We start from the raw sequence: 19689 nt of genomic DNA, 5'->3' as shown, positions 1-19689 counted from the left end.
CTCGCGGGAGGTCAGAAGAGGCTGCCCTGGGGCGTGGGCGGTGGCTGCTTCTTGAAATACTGGTAGGTGCGGTGCGTGGCCATCCGGCCCCGGGGCGTGCGTTGGAGGAAGCCCTCCTGCATGAGGAAGGGCTCGTACACGTCCTCAATCGTATCGCGTTGTTCGCCCACGCTGGCGGCGATGGTCTCCACGCCCACCGGGCCCCCACCGAACTTGTCCAGGATGGTGAGGAGAATCTTCCGGTCCATGGAGTCCAAACCACTGGCGTCCACACCCAGCCGGTCCAGGGACTTCTTCGCCAGTTCGAGGGAGATGCGGCCGTTGCCCTCCACCTCCGCGAAGTCGCGCAGCCGGCGCAGGAGCCGGTTGACGATGCGGGGCGTGCCGCGCGAGCGCGTGGCCACCTCACGCGCGGCGTCCTTGTCCAGGGGGATGCCGAGGATGCGCGCGGAGCGGTGGAGGATGAGCTCCAGCGCCTGGGCGTCGTAGTACTCCAGGCGCTCCTGAATCTGGAACCTGTCGCGAAGCGGCGACGTGAGCAGGCCCGTGCGCGTGGTGGCGCCGATGAGCGTGAAGGGCGGCAAGTCGATCTTCATCGCCCGGGCGGCCGGCCCCGTGTCGATGGTGATGTCCAGCCGGAAGTCCTCCATCGCCGGGTAGAGGTACTCCTCCACGGCGGCGTTGAGGCGGTGGATTTCATCGATGAAGAGGACGTCGCGCGCGTTCAGATTGGTGAGCAGACCGGCCAGATCCCCCTTGCGCTCCAGCGCCGGGCCGCTGGTGACGTGGATGCCCACGCCCAGCTCGTTGGCGATGATGTGCGCCAGCGACGTCTTGCCCAGGCCCGGGGGCCCGGAGAACAGGCAGTGGTCCAGCGCGTCGCCCCGGCTCCTGGCCGCCTGCACGTAGACCTTGAGCTTCTCGACGACGGAGCCCTGCCCCACGTACTCGTCGAACGAGCGCGGACGCAGGGAGGCCTCGAGCCGGACGTCCTCCGGGAGGACCTCTTCGGAGAGAGTGTCGGACTTCCTCGCCATGACCATGTGACCCTATACAGGAAGGCCGCGCGTGTCGCCCACATCCTCGGAGCAAGCCCCCCGGGACGCCCCGGAGACCAGCCGACCGGCGAGCGGGAGCCCGCCCCGGACGCCCGTCGACGCACGGGCGCCCTCTGCTCGCGGTGAGGCCGCCCGGCAGGCGCGCCTGTGGACTGGCGGACGCTCGTGAGAAACACGTCCCAGGCGACTTGGCGGGACGGCCCGGGGGCGCGAGAACATGCCCTCGCGAATCACCTTTCCGGTCGCCAAGGTCATCGACCTCTCGCAGTCACGGTGAGCCCATGAGCCAGAGCCCCGCGTTCCGTCCCCTGCCCTTCCTCGCCGAGGCCCACGCCGAGACGCTGCCCGGCCCGCGCCTCCAGAAGCTGCGCCGCGCGGCGCTCCAGGCCCGCGAGCGCTTCGTCCAGGAGGGCCCGGTGGCGGCGGTGGCCACGTGCGAGCTCGTCACCTTCCCCTACCCGTCGCTGTTCGCCTTCAGCGGCGCGGCCAGTTCGCCGGCGCCCTACGTGATGATGACCCACCGCATGCAGGTGGTGCAGTTCGTGGACGCGAACGGCGAGCGGCGCACGCTCCTGTTCAACCCCTCCGACTACGAGCGGGGACAGGCGGCGCCCTTCTACCGCTCGCTGCGGGAGCGCTACGGCGCGTTCGTCTCCGACAAGGTCATGTCCACCCAGCACGGCACGGTGCAGAGCCACCTGGCCTCGCTGGGGCTGACGCCCGGGGACGTGGACTTCCTCGCCTTCGACCACCTGCACATCCAGGACTTGCGCGGGTGGCTGGGCGGTGACGGCCTGTCCGCGTACTTCCCGCGCGCGAAGCTGCTGGTGCAGCGCGCGGAGTGGGAGATGGTGAAGGACCTGCACCCCATGCAGTCGGTGTGGTTCGTCCCCGGCGGCGCGGACATCCCCGAGGAGCGCGTGGTGCTGCTGGACGGGCACACGTGGCTGGGCACGGGCGCGGCCATCCTGAGCACGCCGGGCCACACGCGCGGCAACATGTCCCTGGCGGTGGCCACCTCGCGCGAGGTGTTCGTCACCAGCGAGAACGGCGTGGCCACGGAGAGCTACACGCCGCTGCTCTCCGCCATCCCCGGGGTGCGCCGCTTCGCCGAGCACATGGGCTGGGAGGTGGTGCTCAACGGCAACAGCCGCGAGGACTCCCTGCTGCAATACTCCTCCATGGTGGTGGAGAAGCTCTTCGCCGGGCCCTCCGCGGTGGAGGGCGCCTTCGTGAACTTCCATCCGTCCTCGCTGCTGACGTCCCACCTGCTGGCGCCGGGGCTGTCGCCCACCATCGTCCTGCCCGCGCCCAACTTCGGCGACGTGCGGCCCACGCCCGCGAGCCGCCGCGCCGCCTGAGGGGACTTCAGCAGCCCTTCCCACCCCGGGGGCCCGCGCACGGCCACGCGCCGTGGAGCGGCAACACCCAGAGCGCCTCGCCCACGGCGGCCTCGTTGGCGAGGAAGAACACGTCGCGGCCCGAGCGCACGAACGAGCGGGGGTTCGACGACGACGCACCGGGGGCGATGTCCGTCATCCGGCGCGTGTTCCACAGCCAGCCATCGCTCTTCCACGCCTCGCGGCCATGCGCGGCGGTGGTCGCCGAGAAGAACAGCCAGCCGTCCTGCGCCACCAGCTGCCGCGGCTCGCTGCCCTCCGGTCCCCACTGGAGGTCCCAGACCATCCACGTGCCCAGGGCCGTGCCGTCGCTGCGCCACAGCTCGCGCCCGCGCCAGCCGTCCTCCGCCGCGAAGTACAGCACGCCGTCCATGGCGACCAGGTCCGAGGGCAGCGAGCCCTTCGGCCCCGGCCAGATATCCCGCACCATGCGGGTTCCCTGCGTCGTGCCGTCGCTGCGCCACAGCTCGCCGCCGTGCCGCGTGTCGCCCAGCTCGCCATAGTTGCCGTCCGAGCCCGCATGGAAGAACACCTGGTCCCCCAGCGCGGTCAGCTCCGAGGGCGCCCCGCCGCTGAAGTCGCGCACCTTCGTCGCGACGGCCTGACGCCCCGCCACCACCCACAGCTCCACGAGGCCCTCTCCCGTGTCGCGCACGAAGAAGAGCCGACGCTCCACCGCCGTCAGCGAGTCGAACACGCCCACGGCCGAGCGGAACACCTCGCGCGTCTCGCCGCTCGGCTCGACCACCCAGAGCACCGCGGCCTCGGCGTCGTAGGAGACCAGCGCGAGCCGCTCACCCCAGGCCGTCAGCTGCAACACGTCACTGCCGGGGATGAACGCGTGCACCCGCCGAGTGCCGGACGCGGTGCCGTCCGTGCGCCACAGCTCCTGGCCATTTCCCGGCGCCTCCGCGAGGAAGTAGACGTGAGTGCCCACGCGGGTGAGCGCGCGCGGCGCCGAGCCCCGCTCGCCCGGCCACACGTCCAGCACCCGCACCGTGCCCGCCTCCGTGCCGTCCGTGCGCCACAGCTCCGGCCCCTGCAGCCCGTCATCCGCCGCGAAGAGCACCCAGCGCCCCAGCGCCGTCAGGTAGCGCGGCACCGAGCCCTGCGCTCCCGCCCGGATGTCCTTCACCAGGCCCGCGCAGCCGCCGCGGCCCGGGCTGCTCCACAGCTCGCGGCCCTGCTCCTGCGAGTCCGCGCTGAAGAACAGCCGGTCCACGCCGCGCACCAGCCACTCCGGCTTCGTGCCCGAGGGCATCACCCGCTCCGACGTGCAGGCCCGGCCCGCCGTCGCCACCTCGGCCCGCGCGGACTCCACCGCCGCCTCGCCCTCCGCGTCGAGGCCGTCGACTGCGGGACCACACCCCACCGCGAGGAGCCCTCCCCAGAGAACGGACACGAGCACCGGGATGCCACGCCATGCCTTCATGTGAGCAACTCCTTGTCCTGGGTGAGGCCGCGCCCCCACCGCTGTGGCTGGAAAGTGTCACCAGTGGCGGAACTCGCTACTCACCGAGGGAACCGGGAGGCTCAGGGTGTCCGCCATGCTGCGACGTAGGCCAACAGGTGCCACGCGGAGGACACCGGGCCCGTCGGACCTCGGACCGTTTCGATTTCTTAGAGGAGAAACGGTTGTGCGGGCTGTCCAGGGAGGTCTTGAATTGGCCTCCCGGCTACACCCGGGGACGAGGCTGTCCGGAAGGCATCAGCCCCCTGCCCGGAGGGACTTGAGGGCTTCGCGGAACAGGTCCTGGAAGGAAGCGTCGGCGCCCAGCCGGCTGGTGGCGAGCTCCGCGGCCTTCTCCGCCTGCGGGGGCTTGTAGCCCAGGTTGAGCAGGGCGGAGACCAGGTCGGACTGGGTGGCGCTGGCGGGTGCGGGGGCGGTGCCCCGGGAGACCGCCTCCAGGTGGACGTTCTTCATCTTGTCCTTGAGCTCCAGCACCAGCCGCTCGGCGGTCTTCTTCCCGACGCCGTGGATCTTCGCCAGCCGGGCCACCTCGCCGCGGGACAGGGCCGCCACCAGCTCCGGCACCTCCATGCCGGACAGCACGCCCAGCGCCATGCGGGGGCCCACGCGGGAGACGCCGTTGAGCAGCAGGAAGACGTCCTCCTCGGCCTTGGAGAGGAAGCCGAACAGCTCGAAGGCGTCCTCGCGCACCACCGTGCGGATGCGCACCTCCACCGGCTGGCCTTCCGGGGGCAGCTTGCCCAGCGACAGGGTGGAGAGGTTCACCCGGTAGCCCACGCCCTGCACGTCGATGACGGCGTCCTCGGCGTCCTTCTCCAGCACCACTCCCCGCAACCGAGCAATCATCCCGCCTCCGGACGCCGATAGGACGGCGCCAGCCTGTCCGCGAGCAGCGCCGCGGCGCCCTTGCGCTTCTTCGTGGTCGGGCCCGCCGTGGGAATGGCGGACCGGCCGTGATTGAGGTGGCACAGGGCCACGGCCAGGGCGTCGCTCGCGTCCGCGCGCCCCAGGTCCACCGCCTGCAGCCCCAGCAACGTCTTCACCATGCGCGACACGGCGTCCTTGCCGTCCGCGCCGCCGGCGCCCACCGACTTCTTCACCTTCGCGGGCGGGTACTCGAAGACGGGCAGCGCCACCTGGGCCGCCGCCAGCAGCGCCACGCCGCGCGCGTGTCCCAGCACCAGCGCGCTGCGCGCGTTGCGGAAGGTGAACACCCCCTCCACGGCCACCGCCGCCGGACGGAAGTGCGCCAGCTGGGCGCTGAGCGCCGCGTGCAGCTCCTTCAGGCGGAAGGACAGGGGCGCGCTCTCGTCGACCTTGATGACGCCGTGGCCCACGTGCACCAGGCGGCCCCGCTTCTCTTCCACCACGCCGTAGCCCATGAAGCGGCTGCCGGGGTCCACACCGAGGACGCGCACCGTTGACTCCGTTCCACCCGCCGCTACTGCGACAAGGACTCCATCAGGGACTCCTCGATCTCGAAGTTCGCGTGCACGTTCTGCACGTCGTCGTTCTCGTCGAGCGCGTCCATCAGCTTGAGCATCTTCCTGGCGTTGTCGCCGTCGAGCTGGAGCGTATTCTGCGGCAGATACACCCACTTCTGCTCGCCCAGCGGAAGGCCCCCGGATTCCAGGGCCGTGGCCACCGTGTGCAGGTCCGCCGGCGCGCAGCGCACCTCGAAGCCTTCCGCGCCCTGGGGCACCACGTCCTCGGCGCCCGCCTCCAGCGCCTTCTCCAGCACCGTGTCCTCGGAGGGGCCCGGCTTGACGGTGACGACGCCCTTCTTCTGGAACATCCAGGCCACCGCGCCCTCGGCGCCCAGGTTGCCGCCGTGACGGCCGAACGCGGAGCGCACGTCCGCGGAGGTGCGGTTGCGGTTGTCGGTGACGCACTCGACGAGCACGGCCGCGCCGCCGGGGCCGTAGCCCTCGTACATCACCTCTTCGTAGCTCTCCCCTTCCAGCTCACCGGTGCCCTTCTTGATGGCGCGCTCGATGGTGTCCTTGGGGATGTTGGCGTCGCGGGCCAGGCCCAGCGCCACGCGCAGGCGCGCGTTGCCAGCGGGGTCTCCTCCTCCGAGCCTCGCGGAGACGGTGATCTCCTTGATGACCTTCGAATAGAGCTTGCCCTTGGTCGCGCCCATCGCGGCCTTCTGGCGCTTGATCTTCGACCACCGATTGTGACCGGACATGGAAGGTGTCGCCTCGTGGCGGCCTTGTCTCCCAGCCCGGGGCGCGGAGTCAAACCCCTCGTCGGTCCGCGTCCGGTTCCGTCACGCTGGCCCCGGGCTCCACCGAGGGCAGGGGCTCGAAGAAGCCGGGCACGTCGCCCGAGCCCGCCCCGCGCTCGCGCTCCTCCATGAGGCAGGCGGGGACGAGCACGCCCAGCGCGAACAGCCGCGTGGCAGCCTCGTACGTCACCACCTCCGGGAAGTCGCACTCGAGCAGCACGGCGCGCACCGTGCGTCGTCCATCGAACAGCCGCACCAGCACGCCCACGTCCTCGGGCAGCGTGGAGAGCTCCCGCGCGAGCCGCGCGAAGTCCACCGTGAGCCGCGACGCCAGCGGCAGGCCGCGCGCCCTGAGCGCCTCGAAGCGCTCCAGCGCCGGCAATACCGTCTCGCACAGATAGGCCCGGTCCATGGTGAACGAGCCCTTGTGCAGCTCCGGCCCCAGCGCCACCGCGTAGTCGCCGTGGGCGAAGCCCAGCATCCTCCGGAACGCGAGGCTGCCGCGCACGCCGTGGAACATGGCGTCCACCACCAGCCCGTGCCGGAACGAGAACCAGCCCTCGCCCTCCGCCAGCACCACCCGCCCGGAGCGCACGCCCGACAGCAGCGCCCGCGTCACCTTCGTCAGCGGCAGCCGCGCGGTGTGGGACTCGAAGGTGGACTCGCCCGTGGCCCGCTCCGACTTGAGCCTCGCCAGCGCCACCACGTCCTCCACGTCCACCGGCCGCGCCAGGTAGTCGTCCGCGCCCACGCCAGCGGCCAGGTCCCGGTGGAACTCCTCCTCGCGCCGGGCCAGCAGCAACACCGGCACGCGAGAGGTGCGCGCGTCCGCGCGGAGCTGTCCGCACAGGCTGAAGCCGTCACCGTCCGGCAGCTCCACCTCGGCGATGACCAGCCGCGGCAACGGCTCCTCCGAGGCCAGCGCCTCCAGCGCGCCGCGCACGTCGCCCACCAGCAGCGCCTCGAAGCCCGCCTCCACCAGGGCCGCCGCCAGCGCCGACTGCGCGGGCGCGTCCGAGTCCACCAGCAGCACCCGCGCCCGGCTCCGCCCTCCGCGACGGCGCGAGCCGACCTCCAAGGGCACCGCGTCCTCGGAAGGGCTCGACAGGGGGAGATGAGGAAGCGCGGCAGCCATGGATAACGAATTATTCCAGCGAAGTTCGACAACTTCGCAACCTGGACACAAGTCCTCGGAATCGTTGGGTTTCCGTCACCTCCCTGGCGCGGTAGGGTGCGCGACATGACGCGCTCGAGCCCTCGCTCCGTCCTGGTGTCCACACTGCTCCTGGCCTCCGCCGCCTTTGCCCAGCAGGGCGCCCCCGGGCAACCGGGGGAGGCGGGTTCGGTCAGCGTGGAGCAGACGGCGATGGAGTCCGCGGAGGACCGGCTGGGCGCGGTGATTGCGCCGGTGACGCTGCCAGCCGGGGTGACGGCGGTGTACGGCTACGCGGGCGCGCCGGAGCTGGGCGTGGGCTTCCGCCAGGGCCTGTCGTTGCTGGAGCTGGAGGCGCGGGCGCGCTTCAACTGGTTCCAGCTGTCCGCGGCGCTGGAGCTGGTGGGCCGGGTGAAGGTGATGGACAACGGCACGGTGTCCATGGCGCCCACGCTGGGGCTGGGCGTGGTGCTCAACTCCGGCTCCACGTACATGGACGACCAGAACTTCTCGGGTGTGCTCTTGCGCCTGTCGCCCGGGCTGGTGGTGGGCTGGCGGGTGGCGGAGACGGTGACCCTCCTGGGCCTGGTCGACGTGCCCGTGGACGTGGGCCTCTCCAAGTCCGAGTCGCGGCGCGCGCAGGTGCTCGGCGGCGGAGGCGTGGAGGTGTACCTGGGCAACGACGTGTCCATCCTGCTCGCGGGGCAGCTGGGCCTGGAGACGTTCCGCGAGCGCGTGGGCCTCTCCGACACGCGGCTGGGCTGGGGCGTGAAGGCGGGCCTGGGGGCGCGCCTGTTCTGACTCACGTCAGGCCGTAGCGCTCCAGCTTCTTGAGCAGCCCCTGCCGCGACAGGCCGAGCGCCTCCGCGGTGTGCGTGCGGTTGTTGTGACAGCGCTCCAGCGCGCTCTCGATTTCACGGCGCTCCAGCGCCTCCACCTTCGCGGCCAGGGTGGTGCCGCCCGACGTGCTCGCGCGTGGCCGCTCGCTGCCGGTGAAGGACAGGTCCTCGGGCTGGAGCTCGCGGCGCTCTCCGGCCAGCACGGACGCGCGCTGCATCTCGTGGCGCAGCTCGCGCAGGTTGCCGGGCCACGCGTGCGCGGCGAGCGCCTCCGCGGCGGCGTCCGAGAGCAGCCGCGCCCGGCCATCCGGACACAGGTGCGCGCACTGGTTGAGGAAGTGCTTGGCGAGCAGCGGCAGGTCGGAGGCGCGCTCGCGCAGCGGCGGCAGGCGGACCTCCACGCCCTTGACGCGCCAGTAGAGGTCCTCGCGGAAGGTGCCCTCCTGGAGCATGCGGCCCAGGTCACGGTGCGTGGCCGTGACGAGGCGCACGTCCACGTGGACGGGGCGGTCCGCGCCCACCGGGAGGAGGTCTCCGGTCTCCAGCGCGCGCAGCACCTTGACCTGGAGCGAGGGCGTCATGTCCCCGAGCTCATCGAGGAACAGCGTGCCGCCGTCCGCCTCCGCGAAGAGTCCGCGGTGGTCTTTCGTGGCGCCGGTGAAGCTGCCCTTCACGTGGCCGAAGAGCGCGCTCTCCAGCAGCGTCTCCGGCAGCGCGCCGCAGTTGACCGGGATGAAGGGCCCCGCGTGGCGGCGGCTCTTGAGATGCACGGTGCGCGCGAGCAGCTCCTTGCCCGTGCCGTTCTCGCCCGTGACGAGGACGGGCAAATCACTGGCGGCCACGCGCTCGGCCAGCGACACGGCGGCGAGGAACGCGGCGCTCTGCCCCACCATCGCCGCGTCCGCCGAGGCGCGCTCCAGGGACGTGCGCAGCGTCTCCACGCGCCGCTCCAGCGTCACGCGGGCGAGCGCGCGCTGCACGACGACGAGCAGCACGTCCGGGTCCACCGGCTTGGTGAGGAAGTCATGCGCGCCCAGGCGGATGGCCTCGAGCGAGTGGCGGGTGTCGCCCGCGCCGGAGACGACGATGACCTTGGCGCCGGGCCGCGCATCGAGCAGCGCGGCCAGTCCCTCCAGGCCCGCGGAGACGCTGCCATCCGGCGGCAGCATCAAGTCCAGCAGGACCAGGGGGAAGTCGCGCGCGTCGAAGGCGGCGCGGGCGGAGGGACGGTCGCCGGCCTCCACCACTTCGTAGCCCGCGTCACGCAGCAGGCGGCCGTAGACCTTGCGGAAGGCGGCGTCGTCGTCGACGAGCAGCAGCGGCTGGGCGGGGGCCATGATGAGCGCTCAGTCCGGCAGCGGCGCCTGGCGCGGGGTGCCCAGGAGCTCCAGGGTCCTCAGGGCCACCTGGATGAGCGTCTGGGCGCAGGGCTCGCAGCCGCCGCCACAGCAGCGGGGCCAGCGGCCCTCCGGGTTGCGCAGCAGCGGGCGCACACAGGATTGGTAGTAGCTGGGAAAGCCCAGCTCCTCACTGGCGCGGGCCAGCGCGGAGTCGAGCTCGGACGGTGCGGGCGCGGGGACGTCGGACACAGCCACTTCATAACAGCGTGGCGGCGGGAAGCGCAGCGGGGGCGTGCCGGGGACAAGCCTTGCTGCCATGCGCGAGAAGCCCGGGCGATGGGCGCCCTACCAGAGTACGCCCTGGGTCGGCCCCGTGGCGGTGCCCTCCTCGGGCTGACAGTGGGGACACCAGTGCGTGTTCCTCCCGCCGACGCGCTCGTGGGTGATGGGGGTGGCACAGCTCGGACAGGGGGCGCCGGTGCGCTCGAAGACGTTGCGCCGATGCTTCGCCTGGCCCTTCACGCCGAACAAATCCCGCTGCGTGCCTCGCAGCGCGAGCCCCTCCTCGAGCACGGTCCGCATCGACTGGTACAGCCGTGACACCTCGTCGCGAGACAGCGAGGTCACCAGACGCCGTGGGTCGAGTCCCGCGCGCCACAGGCTCTCGTCCGCGTCGCGGTTGCCCAGCCCGGCGATGATGCGCTGGTTGAGCAGCACCGTCTTGAGCGGGCTCCTGCGCCGACCGAGACGGCGCGCGAGCAACTCGGGCGTGAAGGCCGTGTCGAGCACCTCCGGCCCCAGCTCCTCGAGCTTCAGCCTCGCGGACAGCTCCGCCGGGGGCCCCACCGCCACGCGCGCGTAGCCCAGCGTGTCCGTGAGGTGGAGCGCCTCGCCGTCCTCCAACGTCAGGACGACGAGCGTCTCGGAGGGGCGCTCGGCGCCGCCTGGCCGCAATGACAGCTCGCCCCAGAGCATGAAGTGGAGGGCGAGCGTCTGTCCGTCATCGAGCCCCAACAGGATGAACTTGGCCCGTCGCCGCGCGTCGACGATTCGCCGGCCCCGGAGCGCCGTGACGAAGTCCTCCGGAGAGGGGAAGCGGACCGCCGCGGGCGCGAGCACCTCGACGTCGGCGATCCGCCGGCCGAGAACCGCTTGCCGCAGGTCTCGTGTGATGATTTCGACTTCGGGGACCTCGGCCATCCCGTCTCACGACCTCCGTCCTCCTTACTGTCGTGCGAGGAAGGCGCTGCGCCAGTCACATGACGATGGGCGGAGCCCGCTCGCCCGGGTCCCCGCCAGACGAAGCAGGGTCGGCGCGAGTGCTCGCCGCCCGCCGCCCACGACACGGAATCGAAGGCTCCTCGAGGAAGTCGCTCCCGTTTTCGAGCGCACCCTGCCGGTGACCTTCGGATGAACGAACGCGCCGGGAACGCGCTATCGAACCGCGGGCCCGAGGCCTTCGGAATCCAGTACGGAACACCTCCCGGGTTCAGGTCGTCGGCCGACGAGATGATTCGGAAATAGTTGTCGCGTGAAGCGCCGCCCCTGGCGGGAGATATCGCGACGCGTGGGGCTGCGTTACTCGCGCGACCTGATGAGCCATTCCGGCCGGGTCTCGGAGGTCTTCCAAGACATGTCGTTCATGATGACCGGCGCCCGGCGCGTGACGGTGATTGGCCGGCGCAGCGCGGGGACGAACGGCAACGTCACCCGACTGCTGCTGCCCGGGCAGATGGCCGTCAGCTTCACCGGCATGGGGATTCTCTTCCCCGACCAGTCCCGCTTCCACGGCGTGGGCATCGTCCCTCACATCGAGGTCGCGCCCACCCTCCAGGACATCGCCCACGGGACCGACCCGGAGCTGCTGCGCGCCATCCAGTTCCTGCACACCGGCCAGTGACGACGGCGCGGTGAACGCCGAGGGCTCCAGGTGCCACGAAGGCCTGGAGCCCCACCGGCGCGCGAATCAGCCGCGGACCACCACGTCGCGAACGTCGCGGTCCACCTCGCCCACGTCCACCTTCACATCCAGGAAGTGCGCCATCGTCTCGAGCTGCGTCAGCGCGTGTCCATCCAGGGGCAGCGTGCGGAACTCCCCGCCACGCGCGAGCGCGCACAAGAGCAGCAGCTGGTCACACAGGTGCTCGCCCACGGGCACCTCCGCGTTCAGGTAGCGCTTCACCTCGGCGGCCACCTCCTCCGCCACCGTCTCCGCGCGCTTGCCTCGCTCCCCGAAGCCCGTGAAGACCTCCGTCACGTGCTCGCTCTCCACCTCCACCACGAGCGCGTTGCCGGGCCCCTGTCCGCGCTTCAACTCCTCCGGACGGAGCTGGTCGGGACGCAGCTCCAGGAGCGAGCCCACCGTCTCCAGCTCGCGCTTCGCCACGTCGAAGGGAATCATCGACACCACCGCCTTCGCCTCGCGGCGCAGCACCCGCCCACGCGACATCAGCGAGAGCGGCTTCAAGGCCTGGGGCCGCACGTCCACGCGGAATTTCCCGCCGCCCGCCGGGAAGAAGCCGGGCCGGTCCAGCGTCGCCGTCACGTCGGCGCCCATGCGCCGCAACAGCGGCAGGTAGGCCCGCGCCAGGAAGTCGAACGGCGGCGCCGCCGGGTTGTGCGTCCCGCCCTCGAGCATCAGCGTGGACGGCGCCTTCGCGGCCAGCAGCGCGGGCAACACCGTCTGCAACACCAGCGTCGCGCTGCCCGCCGTGCCCACCGCGAAGTGGTAGTTGCCCGCGGCCAGGGCGCGCGGATGGAACGTGAGCTCTCGCGAGCCCAGCTCCGCGCCGGACACCTCCGCCGCGCCCACCGCCTCGGCCGCCTTCACCGCCGTCAGGTGCTGTCGCAACAGGCCCGGCTTCGCGCGGCCCGCGCGGATGTTCGTCATCGTGAACGGCGTCCCCGTCACCAGCGACAACGCCAGCGACGTGCGCAGCACCTGGCCGCCGCCCTCTCCCTTGGAACCATCGATGCGCAGCATGTCTCGTCTCTCCCGTCTTCCCACGCCTCACGGCCCCACCCGCGCAATCTGACATGCGCGAGCACGCCCCGCACCCTGGCCCGCTATCGGCCACGCGCGGTGTCAGTCAACACCCGAAGCATCCACAACCCAGCGCTCCTCCAGAAAAGCCGCCGCGCGCCTCCGCCAGGCCTTACACGAGCTGCGCTTCCGAGGCGCTCACTCCGGAAGCGTGTCTTGCATTGGAGGCAGTCGTGGTCTCTCGCAGTCTCATTGCTCGCAATCTGATGGTCCCCCTCGCGGCGCTGCTCATGGTCCTCACGTCCGCGTGCGGCCCGGACACCCTGGAGGCTCCCGCCCAGGAGACGCAGTCCGCTCCGCCCGAGGACTCGGCGCTCGAGGTGACGTCCCAGGAGCAGTCGCAGTGCCAGTTCTACAACTACTACTGGGACGAGGGCCGCAACCCCGGCGGCCCCAACCGGTGCACCAACAGCTGCCAATGTGACGGCATGCGCACCTGCAGCGCCTCCGGCTGGTGCCAGGGCACCGCGCGCCCCGCCGTGAGCTGCACCAGCCCCAGCTACTACTGGAACGAGGCCTGGAACCCGGGCGGCTCCAACCGCTGCTGGAGCGCCTGTCAGTGCGACGGCATGCGCACGTGCAGCTCCTCCGGCTGGTGTCAGGGCCGCTCGCGCTGAAGCGCCCTGCCCTGAAATAGCGGCGCCCGCTCCCCCACTCTGGCGGCCTTGCGGCCTCTTGGGGGGAGCGGGCGCCTCGATGTCGTCATCCCGGCATGGTCACCTCGCGTGCAGGAGTCGGGGTGGTTTCGCCTATCCCTTCACGCAGACGACCTGCTTGAGCGTGTGGACCACGTCGACCAGGTCCGACTGCGCCGCCATCACCGCGTCGATGGGCTTGTACGCCGCCGGCGTCTCGTCAATCACCTCGGCATCCTTGCGGCACTCGACGCCCGCGGTCGCCTTCGCGTGGTCCTCCAGCGTGAAGCGCTTCTTCGCTGCCTCACGCGACATCACCCGGCCCGCGCCGTGGCTGCAGGAGTGGAAGCTGTCCGCGTTCCCCTTCCCGCGGACGATGAACGAGCGCGCCCCCATGCTGCCGGGGATGATGCCGAGGTCACCCTCTCGCGCCCGCACCGCGCCCTTGCGCGTCACGAAGCAGTTCTTCCCGAAGTGGTGCTCACGCGCCACGTAGTTGTGGTGGCAGTTCACCGCCGCGTCGGACAGCTCGAACGGAGGCAGCTCACCGCACAGCCGCAGGGCCTCGATTGCGCCACGCAGCATCAGCTCGCGGTTGGTCGCCGCGTAGTCCTGCGCCCAGCTCACCGCGAAGACGTAGTCATCGAAGTGCTCGGAGCCCTCGGGCAGGTACGCCAGGTCCGCGTCGGGCAGGTGGATGTACCAGCGGCGCATGTCCTCCTTCGCCAGCTCGATGAAGTGGCTTCCGATGCGGTTACCCACGCCGCGCGAACCGGAGTGCAACATCAGCCACACGCCATCCGACTCGTCCAGGCACAGCTCGATGAAGTGGTTCCCCGTGCCGAGCGTACCCAGGTGTCCCAGGTCCGGCCCACGGCCGATGCGAGGGTGCTTGGCGACGATGCGGTCATACCCCTCCATCAGACGCGCCCACTCCTTCTGGTGGGAGGCCGGAGCCACGCGCCACGCGCCGACGTCGTTACGGCCGCCGTTGTCCGAGCGGCCATGCGGCACCGCCCGCTCGATGGCCGAGCGCACCCCACGCAGCGAGTCGGGGAGCTGATCCGCGCGCATCGTCGTGCGCACCGCGATCATTCCGCACCCGATGTCCACCCCCACCGCAGCCGGCACCACCGCGCCCACCGTCGGGACCACGCTGCCGACCGTCGCGCCGTAACCGCGGTGCACGTCCGGCATCGCGGCGATCCACTTGTGGATGAAGGGCAGGCCACGGAGGTTACGGAGCTGCTTCTTGGCCTCGTCCTCGAACGGCACGCCCACGGTCCACGACTTGATGGGGCGACCCGCCTCGTCCGACAGCACCTCGTAGTTCACCTTGTTGCGCTCCATGGCCTTCACCTTTCGGTCGTTCGCCCTGGGCTCTGTTTCCCGGGCACGCAGGGACCTAGAGCAGCCGGCGTGCCAGGCCCGCTCCAGAGGGGAGCGCCCGGTGGACGCTGGCGTGGCGTATCTGTTCGGATAAAGTCCTATCCTGATGGCGAAGAAGCGCGCACGACAGACGGTGGTCCTGGGCATGCTCGGGACGACGCTCGACACGGGGCAGGGCCCGAACCGGTGGATGAAGTGGCGGCCCACGGTGGCGCTGTGCCAACAGGAGGACCTGGTGGTGCACCGGCTGGAGCTGTTGCACCCGCCGGCGGCCACACAGATTGCGGCGACGGTGGTGGCGGACATCCGACAGGTGTCGCCGGAGACCACGGTGCGCACCACGCTGCTGGACATCCGCAACCCGTGGGACCTGGAGGAGACGTACGGCGCGCTGCTCGACTACGTGCGCGGGTACAGCTTCAACCCCGAGGAGGAGGACTACCTCGTCCACATCACCACGGGCACGCACATCGCGCAAATCTCGATGTTCCTGTTGGTGGAGAGCCGGCTGATTCCGGGGCGGCTGGTGCAGCTGTCGCCGGACCCTCGGGACAAGGCGGGCGCGGGGACGAACACGCTCATCGACCTGGACCTGTCGCGCTACGACACGCTGGCGGCGCGCTTCCAGCGTGAGCAGCGCGAGGGTTTGTCGTACCTCAAGGCGGGTATCGACACGCGCAACGCGGCGTTCAACCACATCATCGAGCGCATCGAACAGGTGGCGAGCCACTCGCGCGCGCCGCTGCTCATCACCGGTCCCACGGGCGCGGGCAAGTCGCAGCTCGCGCGCCGCGTCTACACGCTGAAGAAGTCTCGCGGCACGGTGAGCGGACCGTTCGTGGACCTCAACTGCGCCACGCTGCGCGGTGACGGCGCGATGTCCGCGCTCTTCGGACATGTGAAGGGCTCGTTCACCGGCGCGCTGCAGGACCGGCCTGGACTCTTGCGGCAGGCGAACGGCGGCGTGCTGTTCCTCGATGAGATTGGAGAGCTGGGCGCGGACGAGCAGGCCATGCTGCTGCGCGCGCTGGAGGACAAGCGGTTCCTGCCGGTGGGCTCGGACAAGGAGGTGGAGAGCGACTTCCAGCTCATCGCCGGCACCAACCGGGACTTGCAGACCGAGGTGGAGCGCGGGCGCTTCCGCGAGGACCTGCTCGCGCGCATCAACCTGTGGACCTTCCGACTGCCCGCGCTGCGTGAGCGCCCCGAGGACATCCCGCCGAACCTGCTCTACGAGCTGGACCGGGCATCGGAGGCGATGGGCGCGCGCATCACGCTGAACAAGGAGGCCCAGGAGCGCTTCCTGCGCTTCGCCACCTCTCCTGATGCGCGCTGGTCGGGCAACTTCCGGGACCTCAACGCCGCGGTGCTGCGCATGGCCACGCTCGCGCCCGGGGGGCGCATCACTCGCGAGGTCGTGGACGAGGAACTGGAGCGCCTGCGCGCGCAGTGGCGGACAGGCAGTACCCGCCCGGGCCCTGTGTCATCCATGAGCGGCGAGGACCGGGTCGCGGAGGTGCTCGGTGAAGAGCTCGCCGCGGAGCTGGACCGGTTCGACCGCGTGCAGCTCGCGGACGTGTTGGGCGTGTGCCAGGGAAGCCGCTCGCTCTCGGAGGCCGGGCGCGTGCTGTTCGCTCAGTCCCGTGCTCGCAAGTCGAGCGTCAACGACGCGGACCGACTGAAGAAGTACCTGGCGCGCTTCGGCCTGACCTGGGCCGATGTGAGCTGACTCGACGCGGCGGGTGGCCCTCGGGGGTTTCCACGACCGTTGGAGTCGACCCGCCGGAAAAAGCACGGGCCACGCAAAGGACGGTGACGGAGCGCGTCTTCATCGGTGTTGAAGGCAATGGGGGGCCGTGAGCCGGACGGACCTTCGACGCGAAAGCACCGCCATGTCCACGCCGCAGCTCCACCTCGACTCCTGTCGCCGGACAGGCACGTGGCTCATCGCCATCGTCCTCCTCCTGCTGGGGCGGAGCGCGGAAGCGCAGGTGCGGGAGCCGGACCACTTCCTCGCCACGTCCGTCACCCTCTCCTCCGCGCCTCGGCTGCGGCAGGTCTCCACCCGGCATGCCTCGCCCATGCTCGCCGCCGGCTTCCGGCTCTCCGAGCACTCGCAGCTCCGGCTCGACTGGGGACTGCCCTACACCTCGGTGGACCCCGCCGGCGCCATCGAGGGACGCAGGAGCCACCTGGGCTCCTCCAACCTGCTCGTCGGCCTGCACAACGTCCGCGCCTTCGTCGATGACACCGTCTTCGTGCGCATGGGCGTGGGCGTCGCCGCGCCCCTGGCCCGCCATCAGGACGCCGACGAGCTCGACGCGCGCAGGCCGGAGACACAAGACGCCAACTACACCACCGCCGCCGCGGTGCGCGGGCTCGCGGACCCGTGGCTGTGGGCGCTCGACACCACCTCCGTCGTGCTGCCCATGGCCGTGGGCCTGGACCTGCCCGGCTTCCAGCTCCGCGCGGACGTGGCACTGGGAATGCTCATCCCCGTCTCCCGCACGGCGAGGGACACGCACTTCGTCGCGCAGGCCAGCCTGGAGGCCGCGCTCGGGCTCGGCATGCTGGAGCCCGGCGCACGGGTGCAGGTCGTCACGCCCCACCTCACCGAGGCGACCTGGGACAAAGAGGACGCCCGTGTCTCGCTGGAGCCCTTCGTCCGGGTCCGCCTGGGGCCCGCCTTCGCCCGCGCGGGCGTGCGCATCGACCTGGGCGCCCCCCGGGCCCACCCCGCGCCCAGCGCGTCACGGATGTGGGCGCTGGGCCTGGGGCTCGGCGTCGGCTTCTGACAGGGCCCGCTACTTGATGAGGTAGAAGGCCTCCTGCCGGGGCACGAAGAACTTCCAGCCCTCCTGCGTGAGATAGGCCGGGTCCTCCTCCATCACCGCGACCTTCTGCCCGTCCCACTCCGGCACCGGCGTGGACGTGTTGAGCTCGATGGCGATGTACGAGCCCTCGCGCAGCAGCTTCGGCGCCTCCTTGCGCGTCGCCGAGCGGAAGTCGATGGACGCGCCCAGCGCGTGGCCCTGGTTGCCCAGCGGATGGCTGTAGACCTGCGCCGTGATTCCAAGCGCATCCATCCTCGCCATCGTCGCGTCATACACATCCGCCGACGAGCGCCCCGGCCGGGACGCCTCCAGCATCAACACATCCTGGAGCGTGTTCGTGTTCGCCAGCGCCTGCTTCAAGCCCTGGGGCGCGTCCGTCTCCCCCTCGCGCAGCACATAGGCCATCTTCTGCCAGTCGGTGTGCAGCCCCAGGTAGCTGATGCCGAAGTCCACGTGGATGAGGTCCCCACGCTCGATGACGACCTCCTCCTTCGTCACCGCGAGGAAGCCGCGCGACTTGGAGTTCACCCCGCCCTTCCTCTGCACGCGCATGTCCGGCTGGAACCACGTGCTCACGCCCAGCGCCCACAGCCTGTCGTAGAGCCACCGGCGGATGTCCCCCACCGTCGTCTTCCCCGGCACCACCACCTTCGACGAGAAGGCCTCCTTCACCACCTCGTCCGTCAGCTCCACCAGCCCCTGGTAGTGCTCCCACTCCTCGGGCAGCCGCGTGTCCAGGTACTCCTCGATGAGCGGCGCCGCGCTCACGAAGCGCGCCTCCGCCTTCGGCCCGAGCGCCTCCAGAATCCACGCATACCCGTCCCGCGTCAGGCTGCGCGTCACGCCCCGCTTGCCGTCGATGCCCAGCGCAATCGCCTTCGGCTGGTGGCGCGCGTCCAGCTCCGCCAGGAACTCCGGCCCGGACTTGCCCTCCTCGGGCGTCTCGAAGAACTGGAGCACCGCCTCCTCCGCGTAGCCCGTCAGCGCCACGCGCCGCAGCCCCTCGGCCCCCGCGTCCACGAAGACGAAGACGTCACGGTTGCCGGCGTACGGGCGCGGCGGCGCCACGTACTGCGTCAGCGGGTCGTCATGGAACTCCTCGTTGACGACAATCCACATGCCCACGCCATGGCGGCGCATCATCTCCAGCAACATGTCGTGGCGCTTCCGCAGCCAGCCCTCCCGCAGCGCAATCTGCTGGGACATGGGCAACAGCCGGGGCTTCTCGTCCCGGGCCTGGACACACCGGGACGTCGAACACGCGGACAACAACAGGAGCGGCAGGGCCGCCCACTTCAGCAGGGTCATTGGGGACTCCGAGTCGAGCAGGAGCCACACCCTATCGCCCAGACGGCACTCACCGAAGTCCCCCACCTCCGGAGCCCTTGGAGACTCCGGAGGCGGAGGACCTGGGGCGCGGACTGCCCCTTCCTCCACCACGCACCACGCAGGCCCTCCCGGATGACGCCCCCCCACGACCTGGAGTCATTCGCGTCGTCTCCCCCACCTTCACGACGCCATCCGTCAGAGGCGACGGTCGTCCCCCGACGCCGCCTGCCCGTGTGAAGCGCTCCCAAACCCTCGCGCCAAAATCTCAGTAGCTGGCGATCTGGAAATCCAGGTCGTCGTCCAGCAGGAGCTCCGCGTCACGCGCCTCCCGCTGCGGCTCATCCTCTTCAGAAGAAGCGCCCCCCCGGCACCGCCCCCCGCCCAGCTCCCGTCCCCCACCCTCCGCCAACGCCCCCCAGCTCCCGCCGCCCGCGCCCCGCTCCTCCGGCGCCCACATCCCGTGAGACTCCCCTTGGCCCCTCGCGTCACATCGGAACATCACTCCCCCCTGTCGCGATGCAGTCGATGCAGCTCCACTCCCCGCCGCCGCCGTCTTCCATCTGAAATACGCGGCGAGCCCTTTTTCTTGAGTGTTTCGCGGTGAAATAAAACGGGCGCTCCTCCTCACGAGAAACGCCCGCAAAACATGCAACTCACCGGAAAATCGGGAGAGTCATGTCACCCCTGAGACGTGTTTCACCGCTCCGGATTGACAGCGGGGCTGGCGGGAGGCTGCGGGACGGAGGGCCTGGCGGAGAGGGCCTCGGGGGCCTCCTCCGTGGGGGCGCGCAGGCCCCGGTCCCGCTCCGGCGGTGGATCTGGAATCTCGTGGGCGATGAGGCCCGGCATCCTCGAGTTCGAATTCCTCATGTGAGGCTCCCCCTGGGTTCGACGGTTCAAGGTCGACGCGCCGCGACGTGTGGCGGAGCGTCAACACCAGAACGTGGCGGGTCGGAATCCTTGAGGAG

General features: G+C 70.8%; 20 protein-coding genes. 6 read left to right on the top strand and 14 right to left on the bottom strand.

What is annotated here, in order from left to right:
* Window positions 1–11: 11 nt before the first annotated feature.
* Window positions 12–1043 (bottom strand): Holliday junction branch migration DNA helicase RuvB, encoded by a 1032-nt coding sequence (gene ruvB / locus VZQ01_RS33590; RefSeq protein ID WP_426730397.1) that lies wholly within the window; start codon window positions 1041–1043, stop codon window positions 12–14.
* A 296-nt stretch (window positions 1044–1339) separates the two neighbouring features.
* Between ruvB and VZQ01_RS33585 the strand changes: the two genes are divergently transcribed.
* Window positions 1340–2419 (top strand): MBL fold metallo-hydrolase, encoded by a 1080-nt coding sequence (locus tag VZQ01_RS33585; protein ID WP_223745641.1) that lies wholly within the window; start codon window positions 1340–1342, stop codon window positions 2417–2419.
* Between the two features lie 7 nt (window positions 2420–2426).
* Here VZQ01_RS33585 and VZQ01_RS33580 read toward each other — a convergent pair whose 3' ends face one another.
* The 5 genes from VZQ01_RS33580 to VZQ01_RS33560 all read right to left on the bottom strand — a co-directional run bounded on the left by VZQ01_RS33580 (window position 2427) and on the right by VZQ01_RS33560 (window position 7294).
* Window positions 2427–3890 carry an ELWxxDGT repeat protein gene (locus tag VZQ01_RS33580; RefSeq protein ID WP_426745671.1) on the bottom strand — a complete coding sequence of 488 codons (1464 nt, stop codon included), beginning with the start codon at window positions 3888–3890 and terminating at the stop codon, window positions 2427–2429.
* Window positions 3891–4166: 276 nt separating this feature from the next.
* On the bottom strand, window positions 4167–4775 hold the full coding sequence (gene ruvA / locus VZQ01_RS33575) for a Holliday junction branch migration protein RuvA (protein WP_141325881.1): 609 nt from the start codon (window positions 4773–4775) through the stop codon (window positions 4167–4169).
* A complete protein-coding gene (ruvC, locus tag VZQ01_RS33570) occupies window positions 4772–5347 on the bottom strand; it encodes a crossover junction endodeoxyribonuclease RuvC (protein ID WP_408889782.1) in 576 nt (191 codons plus the stop codon). The genes ruvA and ruvC overlap by 4 nt, the downstream gene beginning before the upstream one ends.
* Before the next feature lie 23 nt (window positions 5348–5370).
* The gene (locus VZQ01_RS33565) at window positions 5371–6120 is read right to left on the bottom strand and encodes a YebC/PmpR family DNA-binding transcriptional regulator (RefSeq protein WP_223745638.1); all 750 of its coding nucleotides are present in this window, start codon (window positions 6118–6120) and stop codon (window positions 5371–5373) included.
* 49 nt (window positions 6121–6169) lie between these two features.
* A complete protein-coding gene (locus VZQ01_RS33560; protein ID WP_426745670.1) occupies window positions 6170–7294 on the bottom strand; it encodes a response regulator in 1125 nt (374 codons plus the stop codon).
* A 105-nt stretch (window positions 7295–7399) separates the two neighbouring features.
* Between VZQ01_RS33560 and VZQ01_RS33555 the strand changes: the two genes are divergently transcribed.
* Complete coding sequence (locus VZQ01_RS33555; RefSeq protein ID WP_223745636.1) at window positions 7400–8113, top strand: hypothetical protein; 714 nt, start codon at window positions 7400–7402, stop codon at window positions 8111–8113.
* Window position 8114: 1 nt separating this feature from the next.
* Here VZQ01_RS33555 and VZQ01_RS33550 read toward each other — a convergent pair whose 3' ends face one another.
* From VZQ01_RS33550 to mutM, 3 genes are all read right to left on the bottom strand, one after another.
* The gene (locus tag VZQ01_RS33550; protein ID WP_141325876.1) at window positions 8115–9488 is read right to left on the bottom strand and encodes a sigma-54-dependent transcriptional regulator; all 1374 of its coding nucleotides are present in this window, start codon (window positions 9486–9488) and stop codon (window positions 8115–8117) included.
* 9 nt (window positions 9489–9497) lie between these two features.
* The gene (locus tag VZQ01_RS33545) at window positions 9498–9740 is read right to left on the bottom strand and encodes a hypothetical protein (protein ID WP_046715044.1); all 243 of its coding nucleotides are present in this window, start codon (window positions 9738–9740) and stop codon (window positions 9498–9500) included.
* Window positions 9741–9836: 96 nt separating this feature from the next.
* The gene (gene mutM, locus VZQ01_RS33540; protein WP_426745669.1) at window positions 9837–10691 is read right to left on the bottom strand and encodes a bifunctional DNA-formamidopyrimidine glycosylase/DNA-(apurinic or apyrimidinic site) lyase; all 855 of its coding nucleotides are present in this window, start codon (window positions 10689–10691) and stop codon (window positions 9837–9839) included.
* A gap of 433 nt (window positions 10692–11124) precedes the next feature.
* On the opposite strand from mutM, the gene VZQ01_RS33535 reads away from it, so the two are divergent.
* Window positions 11125–11391 (top strand): S41 family peptidase, encoded by a 267-nt coding sequence (locus VZQ01_RS33535; RefSeq protein WP_223784063.1) that lies wholly within the window; start codon window positions 11125–11127, stop codon window positions 11389–11391.
* A 66-nt stretch (window positions 11392–11457) separates the two neighbouring features.
* On the opposite strand, the gene rtcA is transcribed toward VZQ01_RS33535, so the two are convergent.
* Window positions 11458–12474 carry an RNA 3'-terminal phosphate cyclase gene (gene rtcA / locus VZQ01_RS33530; RefSeq protein ID WP_223784062.1) on the bottom strand — a complete coding sequence of 339 codons (1017 nt, stop codon included), beginning with the start codon at window positions 12472–12474 and terminating at the stop codon, window positions 11458–11460.
* A gap of 233 nt (window positions 12475–12707) precedes the next feature.
* On the opposite strand from rtcA, the gene VZQ01_RS33525 reads away from it, so the two are divergent.
* Window positions 12708–13151: a hypothetical protein gene (locus VZQ01_RS33525; protein WP_248544514.1), complete on the top strand. Its 444-nt coding sequence runs from the start codon at window positions 12708–12710 to the stop codon at window positions 13149–13151.
* 132 nt (window positions 13152–13283) lie between these two features.
* Here VZQ01_RS33525 and VZQ01_RS33520 read toward each other — a convergent pair whose 3' ends face one another.
* A complete protein-coding gene (locus VZQ01_RS33520; protein ID WP_426745668.1) occupies window positions 13284–14519 on the bottom strand; it encodes an RtcB family protein in 1236 nt (411 codons plus the stop codon).
* 145 nt (window positions 14520–14664) lie between these two features.
* Here VZQ01_RS33520 and rtcR point away from each other — a divergent pair, with 145 nt between their 5' ends.
* Window positions 14665–16287, top strand: coding sequence for an RNA repair transcriptional activator RtcR (rtcR, locus tag VZQ01_RS33515; protein WP_223745628.1), 1623 nt, complete (start codon window positions 14665–14667; stop codon window positions 16285–16287).
* 163 nt (window positions 16288–16450) lie between these two features.
* A complete protein-coding gene (locus VZQ01_RS33510) occupies window positions 16451–17353 on the top strand; it encodes a hypothetical protein (protein ID WP_426745667.1) in 903 nt (300 codons plus the stop codon).
* Between the two features lie 9 nt (window positions 17354–17362).
* Here VZQ01_RS33510 and VZQ01_RS33505 read toward each other — a convergent pair whose 3' ends face one another.
* The 3 genes from VZQ01_RS33505 to VZQ01_RS33495 all read right to left on the bottom strand — a co-directional run bounded on the left by VZQ01_RS33505 (window position 17363) and on the right by VZQ01_RS33495 (window position 19591).
* Window positions 17363–18700, bottom strand: a complete 1338-nt coding sequence (locus VZQ01_RS33505) for a M24 family metallopeptidase (protein WP_426745666.1) — start codon at window positions 18698–18700, stop codon at window positions 17363–17365.
* A gap of 286 nt (window positions 18701–18986) precedes the next feature.
* Entirely contained in the window at window positions 18987–19178 is a 192-nt protein-coding gene (locus VZQ01_RS33500; protein WP_223784059.1) for a hypothetical protein, read from the bottom strand.
* Window positions 19179–19417: 239 nt separating this feature from the next.
* Window positions 19418–19591 carry a hypothetical protein gene (locus VZQ01_RS33495; protein ID WP_153882679.1) on the bottom strand — a complete coding sequence of 58 codons (174 nt, stop codon included), beginning with the start codon at window positions 19589–19591 and terminating at the stop codon, window positions 19418–19420.
* Window positions 19592–19689: the final 98 nt, after the last annotated feature.

This window comes from Myxococcus faecalis (assembly GCF_050039385.1).
Lineage (GTDB): Bacteria > Myxococcota > Myxococcia > Myxococcales > Myxococcaceae > Myxococcus > Myxococcus fulvus.
This window is presented reverse-complemented; position numbering and strand designations above follow the sequence as displayed.